Annotated in this window: 17 protein-coding genes and 4 pseudogenes; 16 read left to right on the forward strand and 5 right to left on the reverse strand. The window is 57.5% G+C overall.

Features of this window, described 5'->3' with window-relative positions; translation table 11 throughout:
• Window positions 1–472 precede the first annotated feature (472 nt).
• Window positions 473–1,084 (reverse strand): annotated as a pseudogene (locus EN780_RS01500) (hypothetical protein); the annotation flags it as partial.
• A 283-nt stretch (window positions 1,085–1,367) separates the two neighbouring features.
• On the opposite strand from EN780_RS01500, the gene dddP reads away from it, so the two are divergent.
• The 5 genes from dddP (at window position 1,368) to EN780_RS01515 (ending at window position 5,026) form a co-directional block, all read left to right on the forward strand.
• A complete protein-coding gene (gene dddP, locus EN780_RS01505; RefSeq protein ID WP_126080638.1) occupies window positions 1,368–2,699 on the forward strand; it encodes a dimethylsulfonioproprionate lyase DddP in 1,332 nt (443 codons plus the stop codon).
• 1,114 nt (window positions 2,700–3,813) lie between these two features.
• On the forward strand, window positions 3,814–4,017 hold the full coding sequence (locus EN780_RS40330; protein WP_245466463.1) for a hypothetical protein: 204 nt from the start codon (window positions 3,814–3,816) through the stop codon (window positions 4,015–4,017).
• Window positions 4,005–4,202, forward strand: a complete 198-nt coding sequence (locus EN780_RS40335) for a hypothetical protein (protein ID WP_245466462.1) — start codon at window positions 4,005–4,007, stop codon at window positions 4,200–4,202. The genes EN780_RS40330 and EN780_RS40335 overlap by 13 nt, the downstream gene beginning before the upstream one ends.
• Window positions 4,203–4,218: 16 nt before the next feature.
• Entirely contained in the window at window positions 4,219–4,443 is a 225-nt protein-coding gene (locus tag EN780_RS40340) for a tyrosine-type recombinase/integrase (RefSeq protein WP_245466461.1), read from the forward strand.
• 364 nt (window positions 4,444–4,807) lie between these two features.
• Window positions 4,808–5,026, forward strand: a complete 219-nt coding sequence (locus EN780_RS01515; protein ID WP_245466460.1) for a transposase zinc-binding domain-containing protein — start codon at window positions 4,808–4,810, stop codon at window positions 5,024–5,026.
• 154 nt (window positions 5,027–5,180) lie between these two features.
• Here the strand turns inward: EN780_RS01515 and EN780_RS40345 are convergent.
• A pseudogene (locus EN780_RS40345) lies at window positions 5,181–5,808 on the reverse strand (transposase); the annotation flags it as partial.
• Window positions 5,809–6,032: 224 nt separating this feature from the next.
• Between EN780_RS40345 and EN780_RS38610 the strand changes: the two are divergent.
• The 6 genes from EN780_RS38610 to EN780_RS01545 all read left to right on the forward strand — a co-directional run bounded on the left by EN780_RS38610 (window position 6,033) and on the right by EN780_RS01545 (window position 13,222).
• Entirely contained in the window at window positions 6,033–6,206 is a 174-nt protein-coding gene (locus EN780_RS38610; protein WP_189343319.1) for a hypothetical protein, read from the forward strand.
• Window positions 6,197–7,180, forward strand: coding sequence for a thiamine pyrophosphate-dependent dehydrogenase E1 component subunit alpha (locus EN780_RS01525; RefSeq protein ID WP_126080640.1), 984 nt, complete (start codon window positions 6,197–6,199; stop codon window positions 7,178–7,180). Before EN780_RS38610 ends, EN780_RS01525 begins: the two co-directional genes overlap by 10 nt.
• Window positions 7,181–7,199: 19 nt before the next feature.
• Window positions 7,200–8,207 (forward strand): pyruvate dehydrogenase complex E1 component subunit beta, encoded by a 1,008-nt coding sequence (locus EN780_RS01530; protein WP_126080641.1) that lies wholly within the window; start codon window positions 7,200–7,202, stop codon window positions 8,205–8,207.
• 141 nt (window positions 8,208–8,348) lie between these two features.
• Window positions 8,349–9,110, forward strand: a complete 762-nt coding sequence (locus EN780_RS01535) for an SDR family oxidoreductase (RefSeq protein WP_245466459.1) — start codon at window positions 8,349–8,351, stop codon at window positions 9,108–9,110.
• A 591-nt stretch (window positions 9,111–9,701) separates the two neighbouring features.
• On the forward strand, window positions 9,702–10,910 hold the full coding sequence (locus EN780_RS01540; protein ID WP_126080642.1) for an acetyl-CoA carboxylase biotin carboxylase subunit family protein: 1,209 nt from the start codon (window positions 9,702–9,704) through the stop codon (window positions 10,908–10,910).
• 1,604 nt (window positions 10,911–12,514) lie between these two features.
• Window positions 12,515–13,222 carry an SDR family oxidoreductase gene (locus EN780_RS01545; RefSeq protein ID WP_245468328.1) on the forward strand — a complete coding sequence of 236 codons (708 nt, stop codon included), beginning with the start codon at window positions 12,515–12,517 and terminating at the stop codon, window positions 13,220–13,222.
• A gap of 387 nt (window positions 13,223–13,609) precedes the next feature.
• On the opposite strand, the gene EN780_RS01550 is transcribed toward EN780_RS01545, so the two are convergent.
• Complete coding sequence (locus EN780_RS01550; protein WP_126080644.1) at window positions 13,610–15,412, reverse strand: ABC transporter ATP-binding protein; 1,803 nt, start codon at window positions 15,410–15,412, stop codon at window positions 13,610–13,612.
• Between the two features lie 676 nt (window positions 15,413–16,088).
• On the opposite strand from EN780_RS01550, the gene EN780_RS01555 reads away from it, so the two are divergent.
• The 5 genes from EN780_RS01555 (at window position 16,089) to EN780_RS01575 (ending at window position 23,438) form a co-directional block, all read left to right on the forward strand.
• Entirely contained in the window at window positions 16,089–16,832 is a 744-nt protein-coding gene (locus tag EN780_RS01555) for a LuxR family transcriptional regulator (RefSeq protein ID WP_126080645.1), read from the forward strand.
• Between the two features lie 969 nt (window positions 16,833–17,801).
• On the forward strand, window positions 17,802–18,683 hold the full coding sequence (locus tag EN780_RS01560) for an SPASM domain-containing protein (protein WP_245466457.1): 882 nt from the start codon (window positions 17,802–17,804) through the stop codon (window positions 18,681–18,683).
• Window positions 18,684–19,553: 870 nt separating this feature from the next.
• Window positions 19,554–20,810, forward strand: a complete 1,257-nt coding sequence (gene ectB, locus EN780_RS01565) for a diaminobutyrate--2-oxoglutarate transaminase (RefSeq protein WP_126080646.1) — start codon at window positions 19,554–19,556, stop codon at window positions 20,808–20,810.
• A complete protein-coding gene (locus tag EN780_RS01570) occupies window positions 20,803–21,642 on the forward strand; it encodes a hypothetical protein (protein WP_126080647.1) in 840 nt (279 codons plus the stop codon). The genes ectB and EN780_RS01570 overlap by 8 nt, the downstream gene beginning before the upstream one ends.
• Before the next feature lie 524 nt (window positions 21,643–22,166).
• A complete protein-coding gene (locus tag EN780_RS01575; RefSeq protein ID WP_126080648.1) occupies window positions 22,167–23,438 on the forward strand; it encodes an aminotransferase class I/II-fold pyridoxal phosphate-dependent enzyme in 1,272 nt (423 codons plus the stop codon).
• A 36-nt stretch (window positions 23,439–23,474) separates the two neighbouring features.
• On the opposite strand, the pseudogene EN780_RS01580 reads toward EN780_RS01575, so the two are convergent.
• A pseudogene (locus EN780_RS01580) lies at window positions 23,475–24,523 on the reverse strand (IS5 family transposase).
• Between the two features lie 240 nt (window positions 24,524–24,763).
• A pseudogene (locus EN780_RS38615) lies at window positions 24,764–25,122 on the reverse strand (ABC transporter substrate-binding protein); the annotation flags it as partial.

The raw sequence follows: 25,122 nt of genomic DNA on the forward strand, positions 1-25,122 counted from the left end.
CACGCTCATTAGGTCAGCGATGGAGAGTCCCTTGACGTTCAGTTCGTCATAACGTTTCGCTCCGGAAGCGTTGCCAATTCCAAACGCCAACTTGAGCCTGCGTGGTACGCATCCGGTGAAGACCGCAGACGTGCGTATCTGGTGGCCAGAGAACCTGAGCACCGGAGTGCTGGGGTCAAGCTTTCGATGGGGAGACGCGATGATGTTCTTCGAGGAGGAGTTTGACCTCCTCGAAGCCTTCATCGGTGAAGATCCCGTCGTCATCATTGGCGCCGTAGACCCAGATGACGCCGTCCTAATCCGGGACACAAAGGGGGTGAACTCCCGTCTCGACGGCGCGGGCGTCGCCGCCGTTGCAAAGGCGGTCGTCGCCATCCGCTCGTACCATGCCGCAGCGAGTCAAAGCGGCCCGCATCTGACCCTGCCTCTGTCAACCAAGGACAGCCGTGCGGTGCTCGTGACGCTTAAGGTGGAAGCGGAAGGTGAGGCGCTGATGGCGGCCGAGCAGGCACGCGCCTTGGGGTGCTTGTGAGCGGCGTAGTTGTCAAGAACGACGTGGATGGCCCTGCTGGCCGCCACCTCGGCATCGACAGCGTTGAGTGAGGCGGATGAATTCCTGGTGACGATGGCGCTGCATGTTCCTGCCGATAACGGTGCCATCGAGCACGGTAAGGGCGGCAAACAGGGTGGTCGTGCCGTTGCACTTGTAGTCGTGGTCGTGGTGCCGAGCCTACCCTTCATGGGCAGGCCGGGCTGGGTGCGGTCGAGCGCCTGGATCTGGGCTCTTCTCGTCGACCGACAACAGGATAGCGTGAGCCGGTGGATCAACTAGTGGCATGGCCGACGACGTTGCGCAGTTTGTCGACGAACTGCGGATCGTTGCAGAGCTTGCACTGGCGCGCCACACGCAAGTCTTGAACTTACCAGATTGCCGCATGATCTCGAGGGTGCCCACGCCGTCGCTGCTCAACAGAATGATCTCTGCGCGCCAAACGTGCTTCTGCAGCGCACTGCGATGGGCGCGCTGATCAGAGAGAGGCTGACGATCAATCGAAGAAACGGTGAGGTATATTCCTGTGCGCATGTACCAGACTCGCATGCGCACTCACAAAAGGGAATCCTCAGCCGAACTCTTATGTCAGGCGTAAACCACTAGCACGACAGGGCTCCCGGCAAAGCTCTGGGATCGACAGATTGCCCATTGCGGCGCGCTGGAAGGCTACCTGGTTCCAGTTGTGGTCGCAGGCACCCCAGAGCACGAATGCAGATGAATTGACTTTATATCGAGCAATATTTTTTCCGCCTTTAGCATCCAAGAAATCCGGTCTTAGATCCACGTAAGAGTGAGCCACTAGGGCGGCCTTAACATGTCCTCGTTTTCGATTGTGAACCACAAAATTGATCCCACGCGAGTGGCAAAAGCACTTAAGCCGGATGGGAGCATGGATGACAACGATCGGGTTGAAATTGGGCCGACGGACGTCGCCTTTGCGGAGTGGGCAGCCTTGGGCCTGACCACGCCCAACCTAGATCGTATGCGCAAGACCCGTCTTGATCGGATTGTTCTGCAACTCCGCCAAAGAGACTATGCGGGCGTGCTCTGCTTCGACCCGCTGAACATACGATACGCTTCAGATTCCTCGAACATGCACATATGGATCATGCACAATCCGTCACGAGCTGTGTTCGTATCGGCCGACGGCTATGTCGTTCTCTGGGATTTCCATCGTTGCAGCCACCTGTCAACCTATCTGCCGCTCATCAACGAAACCCGGGATGGCGGGGCCGGCTTTTACTATTTCGTTGCCGGCGACCAAGAAGAAGCAGTCGCCAAGGACTTTGCCGGACAAATTGACGAACTGTTGCGCCGCTCTGGTGGCAAAAACCGTCGTCTTGCCGTCGACAAGATCGAAATCCCCGGCCTTCGTGCGCTAGATGCAGTTGGCATCGAGGTTTGCAACGGCATGCAGCTCATGGAGCACGCCAGGGCCATTAAGGGAATCGACGAGATCAACGCCATGCGCTGCTCTCTCGCGACCTGCGAGATTGCCGTTGCCAAAATGCGAGAACGTTTGCAGCCCGGCATAGCCGAAACGGAACTTTGGTCGGTTCTTCATGCCGAAAACATCGCACGTGGTGGCGAGTGGATCGAAACGCGCATTTTAACTTCCGGCCCGCGCACGAACCCCTGGATGCAGGAGGCCGGCCCCCGTCGCATTGTCTCAGGAGACCTCGTCGCCTTCGACACCGATATGGTGGGCCCGTACGGCATGTGTGCCGACTTCTCCCGCACTTGGCACTGCGGTGACGGCCGACCCACCGAAGCACAGCGAAGGCTGCACGACATAGCCTACGAGCACGTAGCTGCAAACATGGCTATGCTAAAGCCGGGCGTCTCTTTCACCGAACTCACTCAGCGCAGCCACAAGCTTCCCGCGGATTTCGTCAAGCAGCGATATGGCGTCATGATGCATGGCATTGGTCTTTGCGACGAATATCCCGCGATTCTCTATCCTGAAGACTTCATCCCGGGAGCATTCGACTATGTTCTCGAGCCCGGAATGACCCTGTGCGTCGAGGCTTATATCGGTGCCGTCGGTGGGCGGGAAGGCGTAAAACTGGAAGAGCAGGTGCTCGTGACCGAGAGCGGAGTTGAAAATCTCACGAGATGCCCGTTTGATGAGGCTTTGGTGGCCTAGGGATTTCGGCCGAGTCTCTTCAAATTGTCCAATTCTTGAGAGATCCGCGGAAAAGCTGTTTGTTGCGCATCTGGCTCAGCACTTTTGCGGAAGTTGGCTTTTCGTTGGTCCAACTCGCCCGCCTACATTCGTAGAAAGGGGGGTGGAGGCATCCAAGTCCATGGTCGACGCCCTGACCCGCGAGTGCTGTCGATACTCTGACCAGCAGTCGGGCAGTGGCAGCTGTGGCGTCAGATTTGCAGCAAGTCCGCTGTTAGCCTCCGAACACACGGTCTCTGTTGGGGGTGGCGCATGTGGCCATTCCGCCAAGGATATTGGTCGAATTGCAGGCAATAGCCGGTCAGTGTCAGGTCACACTGGGTTGGCGCTTCGTGACGACGATTTTCGTGTAGCAGACATTTCGCTGAGTGGTTTGCATGCTCTCGATCTTGGCTGGGGACACAACAATGTGGAGCTTCGGTGTATGGAGCGCGGATCGGTCGTCATCGTTCGGCGTGTTCGGTGCTCCATGGGGCGGTCAATTCATCTGCTTACGTCACAGCCGGGACCTGCTTGACAAGAAACCTGAGGCAGCGCGATACTATGAGAAGTCCCTCCTGTCGTGACGGAACGCTATCTCGGAGGATAAATATGCACTATTCCCTAGATATACATGCCGAGGCTGGGCGTTTGTTGGAAGAGAAATGCTGTGCGATTTCCGCCCTACTGATCACGACTCCCCTGGTCGGCTTGCTTTTCGCATTTGCGTCACAGGGGACAAATCTTTTTGACTCTACTAACCCGGAGAGGGCCTTCCTCCAGAGTTCTTCGATCGTGCTGCCGCCGCGCTGAGCAAGTCCAATAAGTCTGCCACGGATGTAGCTAAGCTGAGCGTCCGACGGAAACGCCCCAGTGTTGATTTTTCGAGCTTTCTCTGACTTGCCTGTCGGAGTCCACCAGAGGCGATCCGTCGCGACGCAGCCTAGTGCTACTTTGGCAGATTTTTGGCGATGTGGGCATTTTGAGGATTGAACGAAGCCGCTAACGCGGCATTTGGCGGATCGGTTTGCAGGAACGCTTCTGTTTTGAAGGATCGCGGCTGTTGAAGCGCAATCTGAGAACAGGAGCTACAGAAATGGCCAAGTTGACCCCAGTTCCCCGGCGCATGATCGAGGATATGACGATCCGTAATCTGCCGCCGGCCACGCAGCGATCCCCACGTGCATGCCGCGGCGAAGTTTTCGCGCTACTTGGCCGTTCGCCGGACCGGCTCGGTCTGGAGGACGTGCGCGCCTTCCAAGTTCATTTGATGTCGACCGGAATCTCGTGGCTGCGCTGAACCAGACGGTGTGCGCGCTGCGGTTCCTCTACGGCGTGACGCTGGGCCATGCCGAGAGTCCGGAGCGGATCGTCTATGCTCGCTCGCTACGCACGCTGCCGGTGGTATTGAGCGCCGACGAAGTCGTGGCCTTCCTAGAGGCGGTGCCGAGCCTGAAGTGCCGTACGGCCCTGACGACGGCCTAAGAGCAGGTCTCAGTGCTTGGAGACTGTCGGGCTGAAGGTCGGCGACATCGACAGCGGTCGCGGGGTGATCCGTGTTGAGCACGGCAAGGGCGACAAGGACCGCACCGTGATGCTGTCGGCGCAGCTTCTGCGCATCTGCGAGTCTACTGGCGGCTTGGCGAAGCCGCGGGACTGGCTGTTTCCCGCGCGCGGGTGTTATTTGGGCTTGTCGTTCGGCGCGTGCGGCCGCCTAAGCGGGTGACGGTCCACACGCTCAGGCACAGCTTCGCCACGCATCTTCAGAACGCACCGACATCCGCACCATCCAGGTTCTACTCGGCCACAACAATCTGTCCGGCGGCGCGCTACGCTAAGGTCTCGAACAGCCTCATCCGACGCACGACAAGCCCGGCTGAACATCGAGGTGCCGCCAGGGTGAGTGGTACCGCCATGTCGGCGAGACTGAAGGTGGCGGATATCTTCCGCCGCCATGGCGAAGTATATAGACAGGTTCATGACGGCTATCTAGGCTCGCATCGAGCGGCGTGTGATGAGCGCGATCGAGCTCTGCCGGACCGCCGAACTGGGCGGCCAGTCTACGGCTGCCGCTCCTGCGGTCGATCCGCGTGGCCTACAATTCCTGTCGCAGCCGGCACAGTCCCAAATGCCAGGGTCAGGCCTGCCGGGACTGGCTTGCCGCACGCCAGAATGAACTGCTGCCGGTGCTCTATCACGCAGTGTTCATGCTGCCGGCTGAGGTTGCTGCGATCCCTTTCACAAGGCGGCACCTTATACGCGGCCGAAACGCCTGCGCGCGAAGCCAATCTCAGGCATTTGGGAGCTGAGATCGGCCTCATCGCGGCGCTGCATAGCTCTCATCTACCATCCCGCCTGATTGTATCGTACCGGGTGGTGGTGTCTCGCCCGACGGCACACGCTGGATCTCGTGCAGGCCGGGCTCTTTTTACTCGTGCGCGTGCTGTCGCGCCTGTTTCGCTGGCGCATGACACGGAAGACGCGCTTGTGATTGACGGCCGGTTCGCCGTCTTTCGCGTTCCCTGTTCGTCAGGGCTGTGATGCGACGATCGCCATAGGTCGGGCGTTCGTCGATCAGGCGGCGACCAGCTCCAAGAGCCCATCGTCATCGGGGTTGCGATAAGGCCCGCGCGGCTTCGCCAGGCGATGCAACTCATGGAGATGGGAACGCGCCGCCCCGAGGGTCTCGGCAACGGCCTTCATCGGGAACCGTCCCTCGGCTGCGACAAGAGCCGCAAGTTCGGTTTTTTGACTCCGACCTGGCCAGCGCGTCTTTGAGGATCTCCACTTCCATGGTCTTGCGGCCGAGAAGCCGCTCGAGGTCGCGAAGGCGCTCTTCAAGCCGCCGCACTTCCGAACTCCCGACCACAGATTCGTCCGATCCCACCGCAGCCGTTCCGCCTTCCTTCAATAAACGGCGCCAACGATACAAGAGATTTGGCGCCACGCCTCATCGTGCGGCGACAGAGGACACGGTCTCACCCGGAAGGAAACTCTCCTCGATAATCTGCAGCTTCTGTTCGGTCGTCGTCCAGTGTCGGCGCCGTACCTCCCCGGTGATCAGTTCAATCCGTCGACAGTCGTCAGCCATAAGCCTGTGCTTGAGGATATCCCCAAGCCTCCCGCGTTAGGCCGACTGTCCGGCCGAAATGGGGGCCAGTTCAGGATCCGACATTGTTGGCGAACTTCGAACAAAGGAGGTCTGTGCAGTTCTTTCACGACGCCTTTCTTCGATGAAGAACAGTGTAATGCGAGCCTTCAGGTCAAATGGCATGACGCATGCACAGGGTTGTGCGAGCCGGAAGGAACAAGGCCATGCTGACAGAGAACCAGATGAAAGTGCCTGCCGAGATCGTGCCTCGCCAGGAGAATGCCGAAGAGACCCGCCACGTACCTTCGGAGCTCGAGCACGAGGATTTAGCCGATGCGCGCTGTTGGAATGCAGGCGATCGCCCCTTGCTGACGGGCAGGGTTGGGTCATGCAGTTGAAGGGCGATCGTAGGCTAGAGGCTTTTCGACGGATGCTTCGCATCCGCCGATTCGAAGAAGAAGGTAGGCGCCTGTTCAACGGTGGTCAGATCCCTGGTTGGTTTCACACGACCGTGGGTCAGGAAGGCGCTATCGTCGGAGCAAGCCTCGCCCTCCGGGACGATGACGCCATGACCGGAACACACCGTTCGCATGGCCATCCGATTGCGAAGGGCGCGCATTTGCAGGCGCTTATGGCAGAACTGATGGGTAAGGAGGGCGGCGTTTGTAAGGGGCGTGGCGGTTCGATGCATTTTGCGGACAGTTCAGTGGGGATTATCAGTGAATCGGGAATCGTCGGAGGGGGCATTCCTCTTGCCACAGGATGCGCATTTAGCGCCAAGGTGCGCGGCGTCGATCAGGTTACCCTTTGCTTTTTCGGCGACGGAGCAGTGAACCAGGGCACTTTTCACGAGAGCCTCAACATGGCCTCGTTGTGGAGGCTTCCCGTCATTTATCTTTGCGAGAACAATGGCTATGCAATGACCACCTCCGTAGCAACAAGCCACGGACAGCCGGACATTGCCCTACGAGCGGCAGGTTACGGAATTCCAGGAGAAATAGTAGACGGACAGGACGTCAGTGCCGTCTATCAATCTGCGGCATATGCGGTCACGCGAGCACGCGCGGGGCAGGGACCCACTCTCATAGTGGCCAACACTTATCGGTTCGATGAACACAATATAGGCTTGGCCGTTTCTGGGGAGCCTTATCGACAGGTCGCAGAAGTCGAGGCACACAAACGCGACCGGGACCCAATTTTGCTATATCGCACTGTGCTGCTCGAAGAGGGTGTAAATGAAGAGACTCTAGCAACCATCGAGCATGAAGTGGCCCAAGCCGTCACACAGGCCGTACAGTTTGCTTTGGCTAGCCCCATGCCCCGGCCCGAAACGTTGCCCGACTATATGTTCGTGTCGACCATTGCCCGCTAAGGGTGGGCTGGAGGGATTAATGGATGTGAAAGACGATACCCACAGAGACGCAGCCACGCCCGGTCCCCATATTCAGATGACCTATTTTGAGGCAATCGTGCAGGCCCAGCTAGAGGAAATGCATCGGGATGAGCGCGTTGTATTGTTGGGAGAGGACGTCTCAGTTCATGGCGGCGGCAAGCTTATCGAATGCTTCGGCAAGAACCGGGTTTGGAACATGCCAATTTCAGAAGGCAGTTTTACGGGACTTGGCATCGGGGCTGCCATCAATGGTTTGCGACCGATTGTAGACATTTCAACTGCCAGTTTCATCTATCTCGCTTGTGACCAGATTGTAAACCAGGCCTCAAAATTGCGGTATATGACTGGGGGCCAGATAGACATCCCAATCGTCTTTCGCTGCTGTATGTTCTCGACGGGCTCCGAAGCGGCACAGCATGCCGACCGGCCTTACCCGCTTTTTATGAACGTGCCGGGCCTTAAGATTATCAGCCCGACCAGCGCTGCCGATATCAAAGGCCTCATGAAATCCGCCATTCGCGACGGCGATCCTGTGCTCGTCTTCGAGGACACCCGCCTCTGGCCTCTCAAAGGCGACGTCCCCACGGATCCGGACCATTTAATCCCAATTGGCAAAGCGGACGTGAAGCGCGAGGGGGAGCACGTTACCGTCGTTGCCATCGCCGGTGCTATCAGGCCGACCATGGAAGCTGCCAACTACCTCATCGAGGAAGGCATTTCGGTCGAAGTGATCGATCCACGTACATTGAAGCCGCTCGATTATGAGGCAATCAAGATGTCAATCGAGAAGACCGGACGGCTGATTATTGTCGAGAACGGACACCGTATCTGCAACGTCGGAAGTGAAATCGCAGCGGTGATGGCGGAAGAGTCCTTCGATCTTTTGAAGCGACCTATCTTGCGGCTGAGTGCTCCAGATATTCATGTCCCATTCAGTCCGGCTCTTGAGAAGGACTTTTTTCCAACACGGGACAGCATTGTTGGCGCCATACGACAGTTACTCTGAGTTCCCAAAAAACGCATGAATGGAAGTAACACAGCAACTGCCGTTATCGTCGCAGTAGGAGGTGATAAGACGCGCTTAGAAAAAGAAGGCAGGCCATCAGACGATAGGCGGGAAACATTCCAGAAGGGATAGGGCTTATACATGAGTAAATCATTCATCGATGGCAGATTCGGTCTGAGTGGGAAGACCGCTTTGGTGACCGGCGGAGCACGCGGCATCGGATTGCAAGTCGCGCTTACATTACAAGAAGCTGGCGCCGATATAATTCTCACTGGAAGGGATCGGGTTCGCGTGGCCGCGGCGGCAGATCAGTTTCCAGTCAAGCCTAAAGTCTATCAGCTCGATGTTAGGGACTCGCAGGCGGTACGCGATCTCGCCGATGGCATCGCCGTTTGCCCTGACATCCTTATTAACAATGCCGGGGTGTCCCGCGCGGCGCCGACGAAATATACCACCGACGAGGATTGGCGAGCTGTCCTTTCAGTCAACTTGGACGGCCTGTTCTACTGCAGTCGCACCTTCGGCTCTCTCATGGCGGAGCGCGGTTCCGGCGTGATTGTAAATATCAGTTCGATATGTGGAGATGTTGTCACCCGACAGGAATCCGTAGTCACGGCTTACAATGCGAGCAAGGCGGGGGTAACTATGGTAACCAAAACCCTTGCTTGCGAATGGGCAAGATCTGGGGTTCGGGTGAACGCAGTGGCGCCTGGATTCGTACAGTCAGAGATGACCGACCAGTATCCTGTAGAAGTGGTCAGGGCATGGTCTGATCGGACGCCAATGGGCCGCTTCGGCCAACCTCATGAGATTGCATCTGCCGTCCAATTTCTTGCTAGCGACGCGTCAACCTATATCACGGGAACGGTATTGTTGGTGGATGGTGGCTACACTTGCTGGTGAGATTTTCTATTGGTTAATTCTGGTGGGCCATCCTGCTGCCTGGGGTGACAAAGCAAGATGATCTACCCATCGAAGTTTCTGTGCGTCGCACTACTTGATCCATAGTTTCGTAGTCAAAAGCACGGTGAACGTCAACCGAATCGATGAAGCTATCCAGCAGTTTGGCGGTGCGTTCTTGAGGCCGCTGTAGGTTAGGTGTAAGGCCGTTCACCAAGCTCGTTTGAATGACAGTTCGCGCGACGAGCAGAAGCTCGTGCATCGTACCTTCTCCCAGACGCTCCCCAGCCAGCTGAGTGATGTAGACACCGGTCATCACCCGTTGCCATGGGATCTCTGGTCCTTCACCAGGATCGGTGCGGCGGTAACGGATCCCATCATCGCGCCTCTCATTCCCCAGCCGACTTGCGCGAGAAGAATAGGCCTATATTGCGGCAACCAAGACACTCTTTTTGGTGGTCATGACGTCACATCCTGCAACAGATAAATACAACTACTTCACAAGAATTTACCAATCGCAAACCACGAGCAGTGGTATGTTGGACGAACTCACGCGCGGAAAAAAACCAGACAAGCTATTCGGAGTCGACAAACATGAAAAGAAGAGCGCTTATCCTGATCGAGGGTACAAGGAACAATGGTCCTCTATATGTCCAAGCGGCCCGAAGTCTTGGCCTGCACTCGATTACCCTGGCGGCTGATCCACTTAGGCACTACTATCATGCCGCAGAAGACAGTGAGGTAATCTGTGTGGACACATCCAATCTCGATGCGCTGATTTGCGAGTGTGTTCGGCTGCATGCGACCTATGATATTGCTGGGATTACGAGCTCGGAGGAAGCTGCATATGCGACAGTCGGCATGCTCTGTCGACATTTCAATCTGCCAGGTCCGAACGCCGAATCGGTTGAACGATGCTGCGATAAATTCACTCAACGTCAGCTGCTTGGGCAAGCCGACATTCCAATTCCTGCCTACGCGTTGGCAACGAATGCGAGCGAGGTTGTAAGCTCTGCCGCTAAAATCGGCTTTCCTGTAATTGTAAAACCAGCCACGGACACCGGCGGCAGCGAGGGGGTCCGATTGTGCGGCAGTAGCGAGGAGCTAATCCAGCATACTGCTTATCTATCAAGCAGGTGGAGTACATGGCAGTCCCCAGCAAGAATATTAGTGGAACAATTTGTGAAAGGCTTTCATTATTGGGTGGAGATGATGGGAGATGACGTCATTGGAATCGCCTCTCTCGAATTCGGTCCCTCGCCGCATTTCGTATATAATAGATGCGCCTATCCGGCCTTGCTTACCAATGAAGAGGATGAGCGCATCGCCGATGTTTCACTGAGGTGTTTACAGGCTCTCGACCTTCACTGGGGTCCGACCAACGTTGAACTCAGGTGGACGGCACATGGGCCGGTCGTCATTGAAGTAAATCCGCGTATGTCGGGCTCGCCCGGTGTTGAGCTAGTTGAGCTAGCTTGCGGTATCAATCTTATCCGAGAGCACATTAAACTCGTGATCGGCGATGAGGGCGATTTGCGCGGAACCCGTTCAGAAACTGCTGCTGCGCAATTCCTAGTTCCTGAACGGGACGGCGTTCTCGATTGGATCGATGGCGTCAGCCGGGCGGCTGCTGTACCTGGCGTCGCCAAAGTGAAGCTTTACCTTGAACCAAACACCACGATCAAAAGGAGAGGCGATCACCGAGACTTAATCGGATATGTGACCGCCAGCTCGCCTGACATCGCTCGGACGGAGGCGATACTTCAGCGGGCCGTCGGCTTAATTGAGTGGTCGGTTACATAGGTTCGATTTCCCTTGCTACCTGGCGGAGCGGCGCTTGTGTCCACCGTGTGGTGTTGCCGGGTTCAAGCGCCAGCCGCTGAAGATGATGAAGCCGACGTGCATCATTGTTGAAGCTGCTGAAGCGCTAGCGCAGCGAAGAAGAACCGCCAGGGAGCCATACGATCAGCGGATGGCGCACAGGATCGCTGGTCCTCGACGCACCCGTTTCCGGTTAACCTCCGAGCCAGCGACTGTCGGCCCTCCAACAGGGAAACCGGCAGTCCCGCGCGCGTCCGCAACAGCGGACGGTTGTCGTGCGTAGGACGGAGGAAATTCGCCCCTGCCTCGGGCGGTGAACGGGACAGCCGTAGGAGCGTCAGCAAAGCGCAGGCCGCAGGACGGGACGCGGGACGACTTTCCCCGTCCGCGGCGATCCGCATGTGTTTGCGTCAGGAGAAAGGCTGACCGGACGAAAGGCGCACTGCCGCTTCTCGAAAGTCCGGTCGCTGATCAGCGACGTGCGGTAGGATCGGCCATAGCAGGGCCGAGTTCCCCCTGGAAGAAAAAACAGGTGTTGCACCCGTCGGGTCCCCCTCAATTGCTGGGCAGCCTGTTAACTTCCAGCCTGGCATACTCGCTCTCCAGGTCGTCTTGCGCGGGTTCGGCAATTCCTCGAGCGTCAGCTCCACGGCCAAGATCGCCCGCTCAACGATCTCACCCGCGTCGAGCTCGGCCAGGCCCGAATCAATACCGGCCCAGCTGGTTGGCTGCCAGTCGCAGGAGACTGAGATTCTGCATGGCAGAGTTTACTCGGCAAGCGCCAGCCAGCGCTCTCGGTGGGCCGCATTCATACCCCAACAGAGCGCGTTCAAAGCTGAGGTTGCCGCCAAGGCGCTGTCAAGCAGAGGCTTATCGCGAAATAGAGACGTACGGGCTGCGATCGTTCGAAGGTCGTCGAACGATCGACCTGATTGCAGACCGCGCATACGCCTACGAGGCCCGGGGGTACGTCCTGGGATGTTTTAGAACAGCCATGCCCGCATTACTCCAGGAGCTTGGCGCAAGGCAACGGAGGCCTACGAGTTCTGCTGCACCCGGACAAGGAGCCCGTGTGCCGGTACTCACCAAACCGCCAGCTGGTTCCGAAATAAGGCGATGTCGCAGGTCCGAACAGCTTGCGCACGACTGCGCGAGGCATAAACTGGTTTTAACCCTAGCGAAACCTTTTGTGCATTCTCAGGGCAGTTGCTGGTGCTTACGATTAGAATGACACAAGCAAGGCTCGGCTTGCCGGATCCTGAGTATGTAATACTCCGCTTCCGCCGCTGCAGAAGCCAGTCGTCGGGGGGAACTTCGGCGGGGGGAAGGAAGCCGCGGGTCTCGATCAGCGGGATGGCATCTGGGTTTGAGGTAGCAGAACCGGGGAAGCGTCTTCACCGCTTCCCCGTCGATCCTGCGGATAGGGGCAGAGCTTGGCAAGCTAGTCCGCTCGGCAGATCGCAGAGGCGGTGGCATCGCCCAGACCATCGTGCCTCACGCGATGTCCCGCTGCCTATGCATGTCGCTCGTCGAAGTGAAGGGTGGAAAGGCAGTTGGATAAAAGGTTTGCAGGTAAGGTGGCTCTCGTGACGGGCGGGCGTAGCGGCATCGGTCTTGCGACTGCGCGACGTCTAAGGGACGAGGGCGCTCGCGTGTTCACCGCTCAACGTGGTGAGGACCGGGAATTCGAGGCCATTTCGGTCGACTTCACAGCTCCGACCAAGGCGGCTCATGCTATCAAAGCGGTTGTCGAACGGGCGGGACGGCTCGATGTCCTGGTAAACAACGCCGGGGTCATGCAGGAGGCGCTCGTCGAAGATATGAGCCTAGCAGATTGGGAGAGGACGATCGCCATAAATCTGACCACCCCATTCGTGCTGATAAAGGCGGCGATGCCTCACCTGCGGTCCACTGGCGGCGCGATCGTGAATGTCGGATCGATCGAGGGGCTGGGATCCAACCCGAAACACGCGGCCTATTGCGCCTCCAAGGCTGGTCTCCACGGTCTCACCCGCGCGGTTGCGATCGACCACGGCGCCGAAGGTGTGCGCTGCAACGCTGTCGCGCCTGGCTGGATCGACACCGACCTGAACTTGGATTTCATCGAGAGCATGCCGGACCCCAAGCGCTTTCGCCAGCAGATCGGTAATATCCATCCAATTGGGCGAACGGGGAAGCCGGAGGAGGTCGCGAACCTCGTAGTCTGGCTGGCTTCGCCAGAATCCTCGTTTATCACCGGTCAGGTGTGGACGATCGATGGAGGCCGAATGGCGAAGCTCAGTCTGCCACAGTAGAACCTGCGCAGGTTTGCCAAGCCGGACTTCATTGGACACCGCTCTCTTAAAAGGTGTTTGACAGCTTAGGTTGCAACCTGAGCGAAACGTTTGCGTTGTGCCCGGTATGAAAGAGGTCTAGGATTTCGGAGGATCTCTTGCAGTATAGTTCTAGAATTTTCTAAGCGAAAATTAACGAGCTTAAGTTCTGCGCAATGCAAGCGAAACAGGAGTATGATGGACGGTACCTTATGTTTTTTTGGATGGGAGTCGGTTTCAGCGGACACCTCCATGTGCTTCCCAATATACGTCGACCGGGCTAGATTTGGGATGTCGTGAGACGGCGATACATTTTGTACCGGGAATGGGCGCTCTCGCGGTCGGGCACTCGATCCTGATACTTGGCGCTCAGGCCAGGCCCATCGCTAGTTCCAACGCCTGCCGTTCGAAGAGGCGGCGGTAAATGCCACCATCGAGATCGATCAGCGCGGCATGATCGCCGTCCTCCATGATGCGGCCACGGTCGAAGACGAGCAGCCGATCGAGCGAGCGGACCGTCGACAGCCGGTGTGCGATGACGAGTGTGGTTCGACCCACCATCAACCGATCCACCGCTTGTTGAATGAGCACCTCGGATTCCGAATCGAGGCTCGATGTGGCCTCGTCAAGAATAAGGATCGGCGCGTTCGCCAGGAAGGCGCGCGCGATCGCCACGCGCTGGCGCTCGCCGCCGGAGAGCTTCAAACCTCTTTCGCCGACCAATGTCCCATAGCCCTTCGGCAGGGGCGCGATGAAGTCATGCGCACTGGCCAGCCGTGCCGCTTGCTCGATTTCGGCCTGGCTCGCGCCAGGCCGGCCATAGGCGATGTTCTCGGCAAGCGACCTGTGAAACAGGATAGGCTCCTGCTGCACGATCGCGATCTGCGAACGGAGCGACTCTTGGGTCACCTCGGAGACGTCCTGGCCGTCTATCAGGATCCGGCCGCCGCTCAGGTCGTAGAGTCTCTGGATGAGCTTCACGAATGTTGACTTGCCGGAACCGGAAGGTCCAACCAACCCAACCCTTTCGCCAGCCTCAATCGACAGCGAACATTGGCTATAGATCGGCAGGGGATGGTTGGCGTAACGGAAGTGGACGTTCTCGAAATCGATGCGGCCCGTCGTGATCCGGATCGGCTTGGCCTCTGGACGATCCGCAACATCCAGCTGCTGATTGTGGATGGCCACCAGTTCTTCCATATCATTAACCGAGCGTTGCACGGTGCGGACATGCATGCCGGCATCACGCAGATAGCCCTTCAGGACGATGAAGGACGTGAGAACATAGGCTATCTCGCCCGGCGTTGCCTGTCCATGCGACCACAGAAGCAGGGCATATCCGACCACCGCCACCCTGAGCGCAACCAAAGTGACGCCTTGGGTTGAGTCGACGATCGTTCCGCGCACCCAACTCCGGCGCGCGCGGTGCCGCCATTTGGTCATGATATTTTCAAGCCGCTGGTCTTCGCGAACCTCGGCGCCGAAGCCTTTGACCACAGCGTTGCAACTGACCGCGTCCGCAAGCGCGCCGCCGAGCTTTGTGTCCCATTGGTTGGCAAGGCTCGCCGCCGGCGCGACATAGCTGAGCGACAGCGAAATCGAAAACGCTAGATAGATCAGAGAGCCGCAAGCAAAGATCACGCCCATGACCGGCCAGTGCCAGCCGAGCAGCGCCGTCGAACCTACCAAGATGATAAAGGACGGGAACAGCGCGACCAATATTGTGCTGTTTAGAGGGTCGAGCGCCCACATGCCGCGCGTTATCTTGCGCACTGTCGAGCCGGCGAAGCTGTTCGCATGCCAGTCTGTCGAAAAGCGCTGGACATGATAGAACGCTTCGTTCGCGACATCGGACATCATCTTCAGCAAAAGATCGTTCAGGCCAATGACGGCGATGTGGCGCATGGCGATGGCAACGAGCGCAAGCGCAATCGGTACAGAGAAGGCTGCAAGGGCCGAATGCCAGGCTGGTGCTGCCACAGCAGCGCCGCCTGCAACAGCATCGATGAGACGACCTGAATAGACCGGCATCAGCACGTCAGCCAGCGTGGAGGCAAGCATCGCAGCCGTGATGATCGCGAGCCGCACCGGCTGCCGGCTCCAGTGGCGGACAGTGAAGGCGAGTACGTGGCGACCAGTGGCGCCGCGTCCATGGACGGGGAAACGTTTCATAGTTTCCAAGCGGGCGCATCAACACGCTCGGTCCCAAAGACGTTAAAAGACAAAACTAGAATTTTCGACCTCCCCCATAACAGCATCAATTTTGGCGGGCAGCTCCTGCCGCCTCACGACGGTGATGTTCAAAAGTCGTGCCAACTGAGCGGGAACATCCGAAGGACAAATTCAGCAGGTTACCGAGCCTGGAGAAAGTCAGCCGCGATCCAGTCGAATACTTTTGCTACGGCTGCCCAGCTCGGGAGATTGGAAAAGAAGGTCGACGTATCGATTGAATTGTGAACTTGTTCTTTCTCCATCCGATAAGCGGAGTGAGTGCATCACGTTGCCTCGATCAAATAAGTACAGTTGCCATGCAGCTTTCTCAGGCCCGGGACTTAGGTGCTGATTTCAAAAGCGCGCCGCGAATACGTTCCTGCCCATATTCCGTCAATCGAATGCTCGACTGTCGGATTGTGCGCTCCCCGACACAGTGCTGTTCGGTTCGCCTCCTGGGTACCTCCCCCAGTCGATTGACGACCTGAAGAAGAAGCTTCGCTCGCAAGCTGGCACGACTCTTGAGGGTACTCCAGGTGGCGAAAGGAACTCCGGCTCGAGTCCCGTTGACTTCGGATGTTGCGAGGCTGGGCTGGAGCAAACTTTGCACCGATGAGAACGCAATGAAGGAGGCATCATGGAACTCCCGCAGGTGGAGTTAGACCTATTCCTCGAGATGACTGATGATATCGCTCAATCCGAACAGTTGTTCGAACGGATGTCTGCGTTTGCGCTGAAGTTCGATTGCCCGTGGATTGCCTATGGCCCGCTCGCATCAAAACAGGGGGTTTTCAAGCCGAACCGAGAGGGTTCTGTGGTGATGTGGAATTATCCTGCTGAATGGCAGGAGCGCTACTCGAGAATGGGCTATGCCAAAATAGACCCACTCATCAAGAAAGGTCGAAAGGAGGCGGGGCCCTTTCGATGGAGCGAGGTGTATACCGATGAAAGCATAACTGAAGATGGACGCCGCGTCTTGGACGAAGCAGCAACATTCGGCTTGAGGTCAGGCGTTACCGTCCCATTACATGGCCCTGGTGACAGCTTTAGGTTTGTGAGTTTTGCTCAATCCTCGGACTGCGAATTGCAGAATAGAACGATCACCTACCTGCAAATGGCCGCGCTGCGGTTTCATCGGATGGTTACGAAGTTCGACACTACGACTGCGTCGGAACGAGTACATAACCTGTCTCCGAGAGAAATACATTGCATTGATTGGGTGTCGAAAGGAAAATCGTCATGGGAAATAGGAACTATTTTAGGCAGATCACGAAATACGATAGATTTCCATTTAAAAAATGTAATGCGGAAGTTGGATGCGACCAGCAGAACGGTAGCTGTTGTAAAAGCTTTGAAACTTGGGATTATCGAACCGCCGTAGGTGCGCAGCTAGTTCTCCGCCCGTAGTAGCGCGCGTGATAGCCGAGAGCTCCGGCGTGCGCTCGCTCTTCGAAGCCCCAGCGCCTCGTCCATCTCGGCCTCGAGCACCTCCTGCATCACCCACCTCGTTCGATCTATCCGGGTTTCAAAGCAGAATGTCTTTGACGGCAGCGCTGGCGGTCTTACTTTCCGTCTTGATCATGGCGGCGTTCCTTCCAGGGAATCGGTGACGTTGAGCACCACCCTGTCATGACCGCCCGCTCTCAGCGAATTTGCAGAACTCAGCACGCCATTCTGTCTTAAGCGACTGACGCATGAGTGATGTGTGTCCAAAATCTGACAGCCGTCAGAAAACATGTCGGGTTCAAAACAGCGGAGCGTCTTGGGCCTGTCGGGCTTTTCGAAGCCTATCACGCAGTAACTGCGCGCCAAGGGCACTGGCACGGCCTTTGCTGGTCGAGGTGCGGCAATATAGTGTGAGGGTTAAGCCGCATGAGAACACGGAACTCGCTCGACGTAAGGGATGATCGACCTCATCCAGAAAGCTTCTCTCCGGCGGGTTCGAGGGTGCTGCGCGCGCATCTCGGCGACGGGCCAGCGATCGACGATTGAGGCTACATCTCCGGAGCGAGTGATGCCTCGAAAATTGCAATGCTGTCTCTGGTCCGACGCGCTGGAAGTTTGTGAAGAGTCGGCCCGGCAAATCGGCGAACCGGTCGGCTTAGGCTGCGAAAAAGGGTAGATGGCCGCGTTGCCGCGGTGGATCAACAGGCGGTGTCAGAAAGCCAAAGGCACACGTACACTATCGTGGCGCTTCGCAGGAGGTAGATGGGAGTAATCACCAGTGATTTTACCGGAACTTCGCTCAGCAAACACAGCCGGCAGGGTTTTGGAGATAACGACGACCACGGGATGTGTCGTAGGATGTTCATATTGTCCCCAGGACAAGTTCGCGGTCCGGCAAAGAAAAGTGTCTCATGCGAGTCATCTGGGTCTTGAAGATTTCAAGCGGTGTCTGGCCCGCGTACCGACTTCCGTCGACATTGGTTTTGCGGGATACTCCGAACCTTGGCTCAATCCGGACTGCACCGAAATGGTGGAGCACGCCTTCGCCAAAGGCCATGGCATCAGGATTTTTACGACGCTGGTGGGAATGAACGGGCAGGACCTGCAGCGATTGCAAGCCTTGCGCTTGGGCGTATTCGTGGTCCATGTTTTCGATGACGGCACCTACATGAACAGCCGCCTGGTCGGAGACAAGTATCGCGATCTGGTTCGTCAACTCGTCGACGCGGACATCCCCTTGATCCGATTCGTGGCCTTGGGCGAGCCCCACCCAGATATAGCCGACATTATTCCTACCGAAGCACTGATAAAAGCGCGGCCGGTGAGCAGTAGGGGTGGAAGCGTCGACCCTAAGATCGTTGCACCACGTCAGCCAGTGCTCGGAGCCCTAACCTGCGTGGACGAACGACAGTATCGGAATGTTCTTCTTCCAAACGGCGACGTCACCCTGTGCTCCATGGATTTTGAACGGAGTCACGTATTGGGCAACCTTCTATATGAGGGTTACTCCGATCTGTTTGAAAAGCCAGTTTTTCGCGAAATCGTCGACCGCATGAATGGAGCGGATGGTTTTCTGCTTTGCAGAATGTGTGAATTCGCCGATCCAAACGACCGGACCTGGGCGGATGCCGGCCGAGAGGGCGTGCCTGGCAATGCGGATGGCCCCACGACAAATGCACCTGCTCGCGACGCCATCGTGTTTTCGCGTGAGGCGCGGCAGTGGGCCTCGACCACATCGAAAGGGGTCTTCGGCTTCCAACCGAGCTTGTCGGCCTGCCTGCCTTGAGGTAACGCCGATCACAGGTCAACCTCGGTCGGACGGAAACAGCGTTCGTCGATCCCGATCAGCGCTTGATTACTTACTCACGGCCCACCTCGTCAACGCCTTCAGCCTCCCAGACGATCTCCTGTTCGACTCGCCTGAAGGCAGCAGCCCCAGCTGCGGCCGGGGATGGTTGCCGTCGCGGTAGTTGACGCTCTCGAAACCGATGCGGCCCTTCGCCAGCGCGTCTCCCGGTTGCTTCCGCCTGGCCTACGAACGGGCTTTCCGTCAAGGGGGTCCACGGCGGCCCCGCCCTTTTGATCCGGCGGCTCGGGCCAGTTATCGCGCAAGAGATCGGAATCCGCATTCTTCTCAAAGAGAGCGTGGCTTTCGCTGTGTCATCGGTCATCAAATAGTTTCTTGAATCAGGTTGGTGTCCGCAGCCCGAGGTTGAACGGCGAATATTGATGACCGCCGCGAAGCCGCTCGCTCGCTACGGCGCCATCGAGGAGCGCGCTCGCGAGCGGCTTCGCTACCGCCGAGCGACACAACCTCTGGCGACGCGACCCTGCTGATCTCCTTGGACCCATTCATTTGTGCGGAGGCGCTATGGGCAGCGATGGGTGGGTACGTCAACTACCTGATGCCATAGTATCGGTGCTTTCGCGGAAGGTTTAGAAGCCATCTTGTTGCAGCACATTCCCCGAAGACATCCGAATGGAGGGCAACGCAACCAACAATATTCAATGAGGATCCCGGCACCACCAGACCAAACCCAGACCAAACAAAGCTGCCTCCGGCATTCTGCTTCAATGTTAAACGACGAACATATGCCGCAAACCACTAGCCATTAAACAGCTCTCTTCTTTGACGACTATGTGCAGAGGACTTAATATGGACACCGACGCTTTCACGGCTCATGAATCTAGCGTTCGTCGTTATTGCCGGGCGTTCCCCACCGTCTTTACGAAGGCCCTTGGGGCGACGATCTGGGACGAGACGGGTAAGCCCTTTATCGATTTCCTGGTGGGTTCCGGCGCACTCAACTACGGGCACAACAATCCGGATATTATGGCGCCGGCGATTGAATATCTCGTCGGTGAGAACATTCTTCTGTCGCTTGATATGCATACGGCGGCAAAGCGTGACTTCATTGAAGGGTTCGTCGATTGGATCCTGAAACCCAGAGGCCTTTCATACAAGATTCAGTTTCCTGGGCCGACCGGCACGAACGCCAACGAAGCGGCTCTGGCGCTGGCGCGAAAATACACCGGCCGCTCGAGCGTCATGGCCTTTACGAATGCGTTCCACGGCATGTCGCTCGGCTCTCTAGCGGTGTCGGGCTCGGCCTCAACCAGGGAACTGGGAGGCGTCGCTCGCCACGATGTGATCCGTGTTCCCTATGACGGCTATCCGAGCCAAGCTTTCGATTCCGCCAGTTACATCGACAGCGTTTTGAGCGACCCGGGGAGCGGCATAGAAAAGCCTGCCGCAATCATTCTGGAGACCATCCAGGCAGAGGGCGGCATGAACGCCGCATCCGCAGCGTGGCTCACGGAAATTCAGCGCATTTGCCGCACGCATGGCATTGTTTTTATCGTCGACGACATCCAGGCAGGTGCGGGCCGAACTGGCGACTTCTTCTCATTCGAGTCTGCAAAAATCGAACCGGATATTGTTTGTCTTTCTAAGTCCCTTAGCGGTTCAGGTAGTCCGTTGTCCATCGTTCTGATTCGACCCGACTTGGATATATGGAAGCCCGGAGAACATAGCGGGACCTTCAGAGGAAACAATTTCGCCTTCGTGACGGCAGGAGCCATGTGCAAGATGTGGTCGGATAGGAAATTTACTGCAGGTGTCGAGCGGACAGCCGTCAGGCTGCAAACGCACCTCGATCGCCTGGTTGCGAAATTTCCAAGATACATCGAACAGAAGCGCGGCCGCGGTCTGATGGCCGGCCTGAAATGCCGTTCACCGGCAGTTGTCGGCCGCGTGCACGATGTCGCATTCGAAAATGGCCTTCTTATCGAATCCTCGGGGCCAAATCGCGACGTTATCAAAGTCCTCCCGCCGATAACCATCACCGATGCCGAACTCGATCGTGGCATCACCATCCTTGAACACGCACTACAGGAGCAAGACAATGCCTAGTCAGATATCTCAAGTGCCAGCCATCTCGCCGGTTTCGATCAAAGAACGGACCGGGTCGATCAACACGGCGGAGATCATCTCGGTCCTGAAAGGTGAGCTCACCGCTCTGCACATCAAGCAAGCTTTCAGCACCGAAGTAGCAGAGGAGATCACTACGAACTTTATTGGAAGCTCCGGTCTCAGAGAGCGTAAAGATGGTGTGCCCGGACAATATGTCGGTGCATCTCACTACAGAAAGGATGCAGCCACCTATTTCGCAGACGCCGAAAACGCGCGGCCGTACGTCGATGCCCTTTTTAAGAATTTGGTTGACCCGGTTCGAGCAGTATTCGGGGCGTTGAAGCGAGAGCTTCACAACCAGGGAATCGAATTGCGGCTAGCGCGTTCCGAACACGGCCAGGCCAATGTTTGTCGCGGCCTCAGTTGGTCGGGCACAGGCACGTTTTCCTTGGATCCCCACGACGACGTCGCTCAAGTCTTACGTGCTGGCGATGATTACGAGCTTTCTGCGGTGGCGCACAATACGGTCGCAGCGCTCAACCTCTATCCCAGCATGCCTGAGGAAGGCGGCAATCTGAAGCTCTGGAGCCACAAGCCGACGGTTGCGGACCGGATATCGCAAGGTGTGGAGACCACTGGATACCCCTATTCGGCAGCCTATCTGGAGGCCGTCCCTTGCCGCGAGTTCGAGCTCAAAACTGGGGATATCGCCCTAATCGATGGCGGCTTCGTTCACGGGGTTACCGGTCAATCAGGCAACGGAAAGCGTCGCGTGCTGCTGAATTGCTTTTTCGGATTTGCGCGGCCAGATCTTGTTCTCTGGTGGACCTGAGTGGATGTCCCCGACCGCGGGTCATATCGGCCTGAGTGGGAGCGCCGCGGCGAACAGAAGCCACAAAAGCTCCTGAACCGTCTAGCAGGAGCGGGAAGTAGTCGGCGGTGGCCAGGGAGGCGCCGCCGACGTCGTCCTGATTGTGGGCGATACAGGTGCCGCCCCTCCGGTGTTCAGCTTTGATTGTGCCGATGACGGGCTCGACCGCGTGGCGGTTCCCTTGTCTCGCGATTCATTTCCGGTGTCATGTTCCACCTAGTGCTGAAAACTCCAACCTGGGCTTTGCGGCACGTTGTGCCAGGATGCGCCGGCTACTCAGGGCAGAAGAACTCTTCACCCCAGAACTGGGTATTCGGGTCTCTCCACCCAGGGCGCGCCAGCTCCTCATCCGACAGACTGAAGGTGTCTTCGGGATCATATCAGACGGCCATCAGCCGCATCGGAATTCGGCGGTTCGCAATTTGGATCACGTGAGACTGGGGAGCCAATTTACCGCAAATATGCACTTTTGAAAGGACGTCCAAATGTCTCCGGTGGAATTCACAGCGGGCGCTGCAAACGCCAGTCATTTCCGCAACACCGCTTCGGTCATTGATCGGACGCGAATGCATTTCGAACGGGCTCACCAACGTGGTCTCATGGGTGTTTACGGGCGGTCTTTAGAGGGGAGGGCGGTCATGATCACGGAGGGCGAGCGTCGAGGCGATACCATGGCCGACTACGTACGTTGTTGCTACCTCGGCTTGGACAATCATCCAGCTATCGTTGCAGGCGCGGTTGCCGCGATAAAGGAATACGGATCACTCCACTGGTCTTGTGCACGCACGCGCCTGAATTTCGGACTCGTTGGTGAACTTGAGGGATTGCTTTCCCAACTCTTTGGGGCGCGGATTATTACTTACTCGACGGTTATGATTGCCAACATGGGCGCACTGCCAATCATCGCCTCCGGACATTTAACGGGAGGTCAAAGACCTGTCATGGTGTTCGACCGTCTGGCACATGCCTCGCTTGCCTTTCATAAGCCAGTTGTGGCCGAGGAGACCCAAGTCGAGACAATTCCTCACAATGACCTCGATGCTTTGGAGCAGCTTTGCCGCAAGCATCCAATCGTCGCTTACGTCTGCGATGGCGTCTATTCGATGGGCGGCTTCGCGCCGATCGAAGGGCTTCTTGAGTTGCAGGAAAAGTATGGCCTTTTTCTTTACATCGACGACGCACACGGAATTTCACTATTTGGCGAAAGTGGCGAAGGTTTTGCGCGCTCGCAATTACCCAACGAGCTAGGTGAGCGCACGATCGTCGCGGCGTCCCTCGCCAAGGGCTTCGGCGCGTCGGGCGGCATGCTCATGCTGGGAACGGCATATCAAGAAGAGCTATTTCGTTGCTACTCCATTCCGCATGCCTTCTCGGCTTCGCCCAACGTTGCAGCTGTCGGTGCCGCTATGGCCTCGGCGAAAATCCACCGCACGAGCGAGCTCAGGGTTCGCCGAGATCAATTGATCGACCGCATCGCCCTGTTCGACGATCTCATCAACACAGATCAGCGAGGCGCTCCTCTGCCAATTCGCATGATTAATGTGGGCGATGAATTTGCGGCTATTGATTTCGCAGCACGCCTATTCGATGATGGCTTTTACACTTCCGTCACGTTCTTTCCGACGGTCGCTCGGGGCCATGCGGGCATACGCATCTGTCTTACAGCGAGTCACGATCTGTCAGACTTGGCGCGGCTCTGTAATAAGATTCAGATCCACGGACAATCCGTGTTTACCGCAACAGAGGAGCCTCACTGAACACCAAGAATTGTCAGTCGTCCGTGAACAACGAGATTAGTCAGGCTTCGAGTCCTCTCGGCTGACTGGGCTGCGATGAGAAGCCACAAAACCTGTGAACCAGTTGAGCAGGAGGGAGAAGTTGTAGCCGGCGGCGGCGTTGAGGGCGTCGCCCTGCTGGCCGGCGAGGAGTTGCGGCTCATCCGGTGCTCAGCCTTGATGTGGCCGATGCTCTATGGGCTTGCGAGCGTGTGGCCGCCATAGGGATTGCCGGGCAGCGCTTTTTGCATGCAGGGCGAACTGGCCGCCCGGACGCTTCAGCGTGGTGGCCACCGACACCTTCCCCCCGAACTCGTAGGGCATATGCGCCTTCCCTTGCCAATGCATTCCACCTCGTGCGCGTGCAGGCAGTAGATCTTGCGGACGCGCTGGCGCTGACGTTGCTGGAGAACGGTGGCGGCCTGGTAGAGCGGCCATTTGAAGAGCGCGTCCAGCCCCGCATTGCCGGCGATCTGGCGACCAATGTCGCGAATGGTCCGGCCGACATAGTCTTGAGCCTGCGCAGCGCCTTGTTGGCCCGCTTGAACTGCTTGGCGTGGGCATAGCGCTGGTGGCTGATCAGCGCCAGCTTGCCGACCCGCACATAGCTCTGGCGCAAATGGAGGCCCGTCCTCTTGGCCAGCCGCACCAGCCGCTCGCGCGCCCGGTGGATGAGCTTGGCGTCGGTCGGGAACATGACGTTCTTCGGCTGCACGGTGGTGTCGGTCCTCGGACTGATCCGGGGATCACCTGGCGCGTGTCGGCCGGCTTCATCGCCCCGGTCTTGACCGCAAGGCTGAGTCTCGCCTGCAACAGCGCCACGATCCGCTCCTCGCCCATGCGGCTGCGCCAACGCGTCATCAACGAGCGGTCGAACGGCAGGTCATGGCGGAAGAACTCCTCGCCGCACAAATACTGGAAATACGAGTTCTCGATCCAGCGTGCGCACAGCGCCTCGTCCGACAGGTTGAAGGTGTGCTTGAGGATATGGAGCCCCGCCATCATCAAGGCGAGCGCGGAAAAGATCCCTGTTCTCCAGTCTCGCGCCGCTCGCGTGGTCTGCCCATCGCCTGGCTCCCGATTCACTGCGATGAAAGCAGTGAATCACGCTACGCCAGGCGGCGAAATCGCAAACTGGAATTGCAAGAAAACTATCCACAAACTGGCCTTTACCTGCAATTCGGAAGCCTAAAAAGTAGACTATTCCTATACGATATCAGCGGCTTCCGTATTCTTCCCGGCCGACAGGGAGGCCACATTCACGCCGAGAACATACGGTCTGAGCTAACCAGCTCGTTTCCAACCGCTTAGTGGGGTGGCTCGGTCGTTGGATCCAGAATGGCCGCGACGATCTCATCGTCGAGCGGATGGGCGAAGATAGTAACGTAGAAGCGCTCCACTTCGGCCTTTAGGTCGATCTCACCAAAAACCTCCGGGTTGATCGTCCTTGCCGCCCACAGCACGGTCAGCGGCTGCTCCGCCGTGCGATTGCCCCATGTATGCGCGACTACAGGAAGCGGAAAGACGCGCCGGGTCACCACCGCGCGAACGTCCTTTAGCAGCGGGTTGCCGAAGACCTTCTCGACATTTTTCAGTTGGGGGACCAAGATTATATCGGGGTTCCAGGCCAGCACCTGCTCGATGTTGAAGGATAGCACTTCTTGGC

Origin of the sequence: Mesorhizobium sp. M4B.F.Ca.ET.089.01.1.1, assembly GCF_004022605.1 — a bacterium.
GTDB lineage: Bacteria > Pseudomonadota > Alphaproteobacteria > Rhizobiales > Rhizobiaceae > Mesorhizobium > Mesorhizobium abyssinicae.

Bases quoted from the DNA above. Each gene is read 5' to 3' on its own strand.
- EN780_RS01530 (WP_126080641.1), top strand. From the start codon at position 7,200: ATGGATGTGAAAGACGATACCCACAGAGACGCAGCCACGCCCGGTCCC.
- EN780_RS01550 (WP_126080644.1), bottom strand. From the start codon at position 15,412: ATGAAACGTTTCCCCGTCCATGGACGCGGCGCCACTGGTCGCCACGTA.
- EN780_RS38610 (WP_189343319.1), top strand. From the start codon at position 6,033: ATGCTGACAGAGAACCAGATGAAAGTGCCTGCCGAGATCGTGCCTCGC.
- dddP (WP_126080638.1), top strand. From the start codon at position 1,368: ATGTCCTCGTTTTCGATTGTGAACCACAAAATTGATCCCACGCGAGTG.
- EN780_RS01570 (WP_126080647.1), top strand. From the start codon at position 20,803: ATGCCTAGTCAGATATCTCAAGTGCCAGCCATCTCGCCGGTTTCGATC.
- EN780_RS40330 (WP_245466463.1), top strand. From the start codon at position 3,814: ATGGCCAAGTTGACCCCAGTTCCCCGGCGCATGATCGAGGATATGACG.
- EN780_RS01555 (WP_126080645.1), top strand. From the start codon at position 16,089: ATGGAACTCCCGCAGGTGGAGTTAGACCTATTCCTCGAGATGACTGAT.
- EN780_RS01575 (WP_126080648.1), top strand. From the start codon at position 22,167: ATGTCTCCGGTGGAATTCACAGCGGGCGCTGCAAACGCCAGTCATTTC.
- EN780_RS01540 (WP_126080642.1), top strand. From the start codon at position 9,702: ATGAAAAGAAGAGCGCTTATCCTGATCGAGGGTACAAGGAACAATGGT.
- EN780_RS01535 (WP_245466459.1), top strand. From the start codon at position 8,349: ATGAGTAAATCATTCATCGATGGCAGATTCGGTCTGAGTGGGAAGACC.
- EN780_RS01525 (WP_126080640.1), top strand. From the start codon at position 6,197: ATGCAGTTGAAGGGCGATCGTAGGCTAGAGGCTTTTCGACGGATGCTT.
- ectB (WP_126080646.1), top strand. From the start codon at position 19,554: ATGGACACCGACGCTTTCACGGCTCATGAATCTAGCGTTCGTCGTTAT.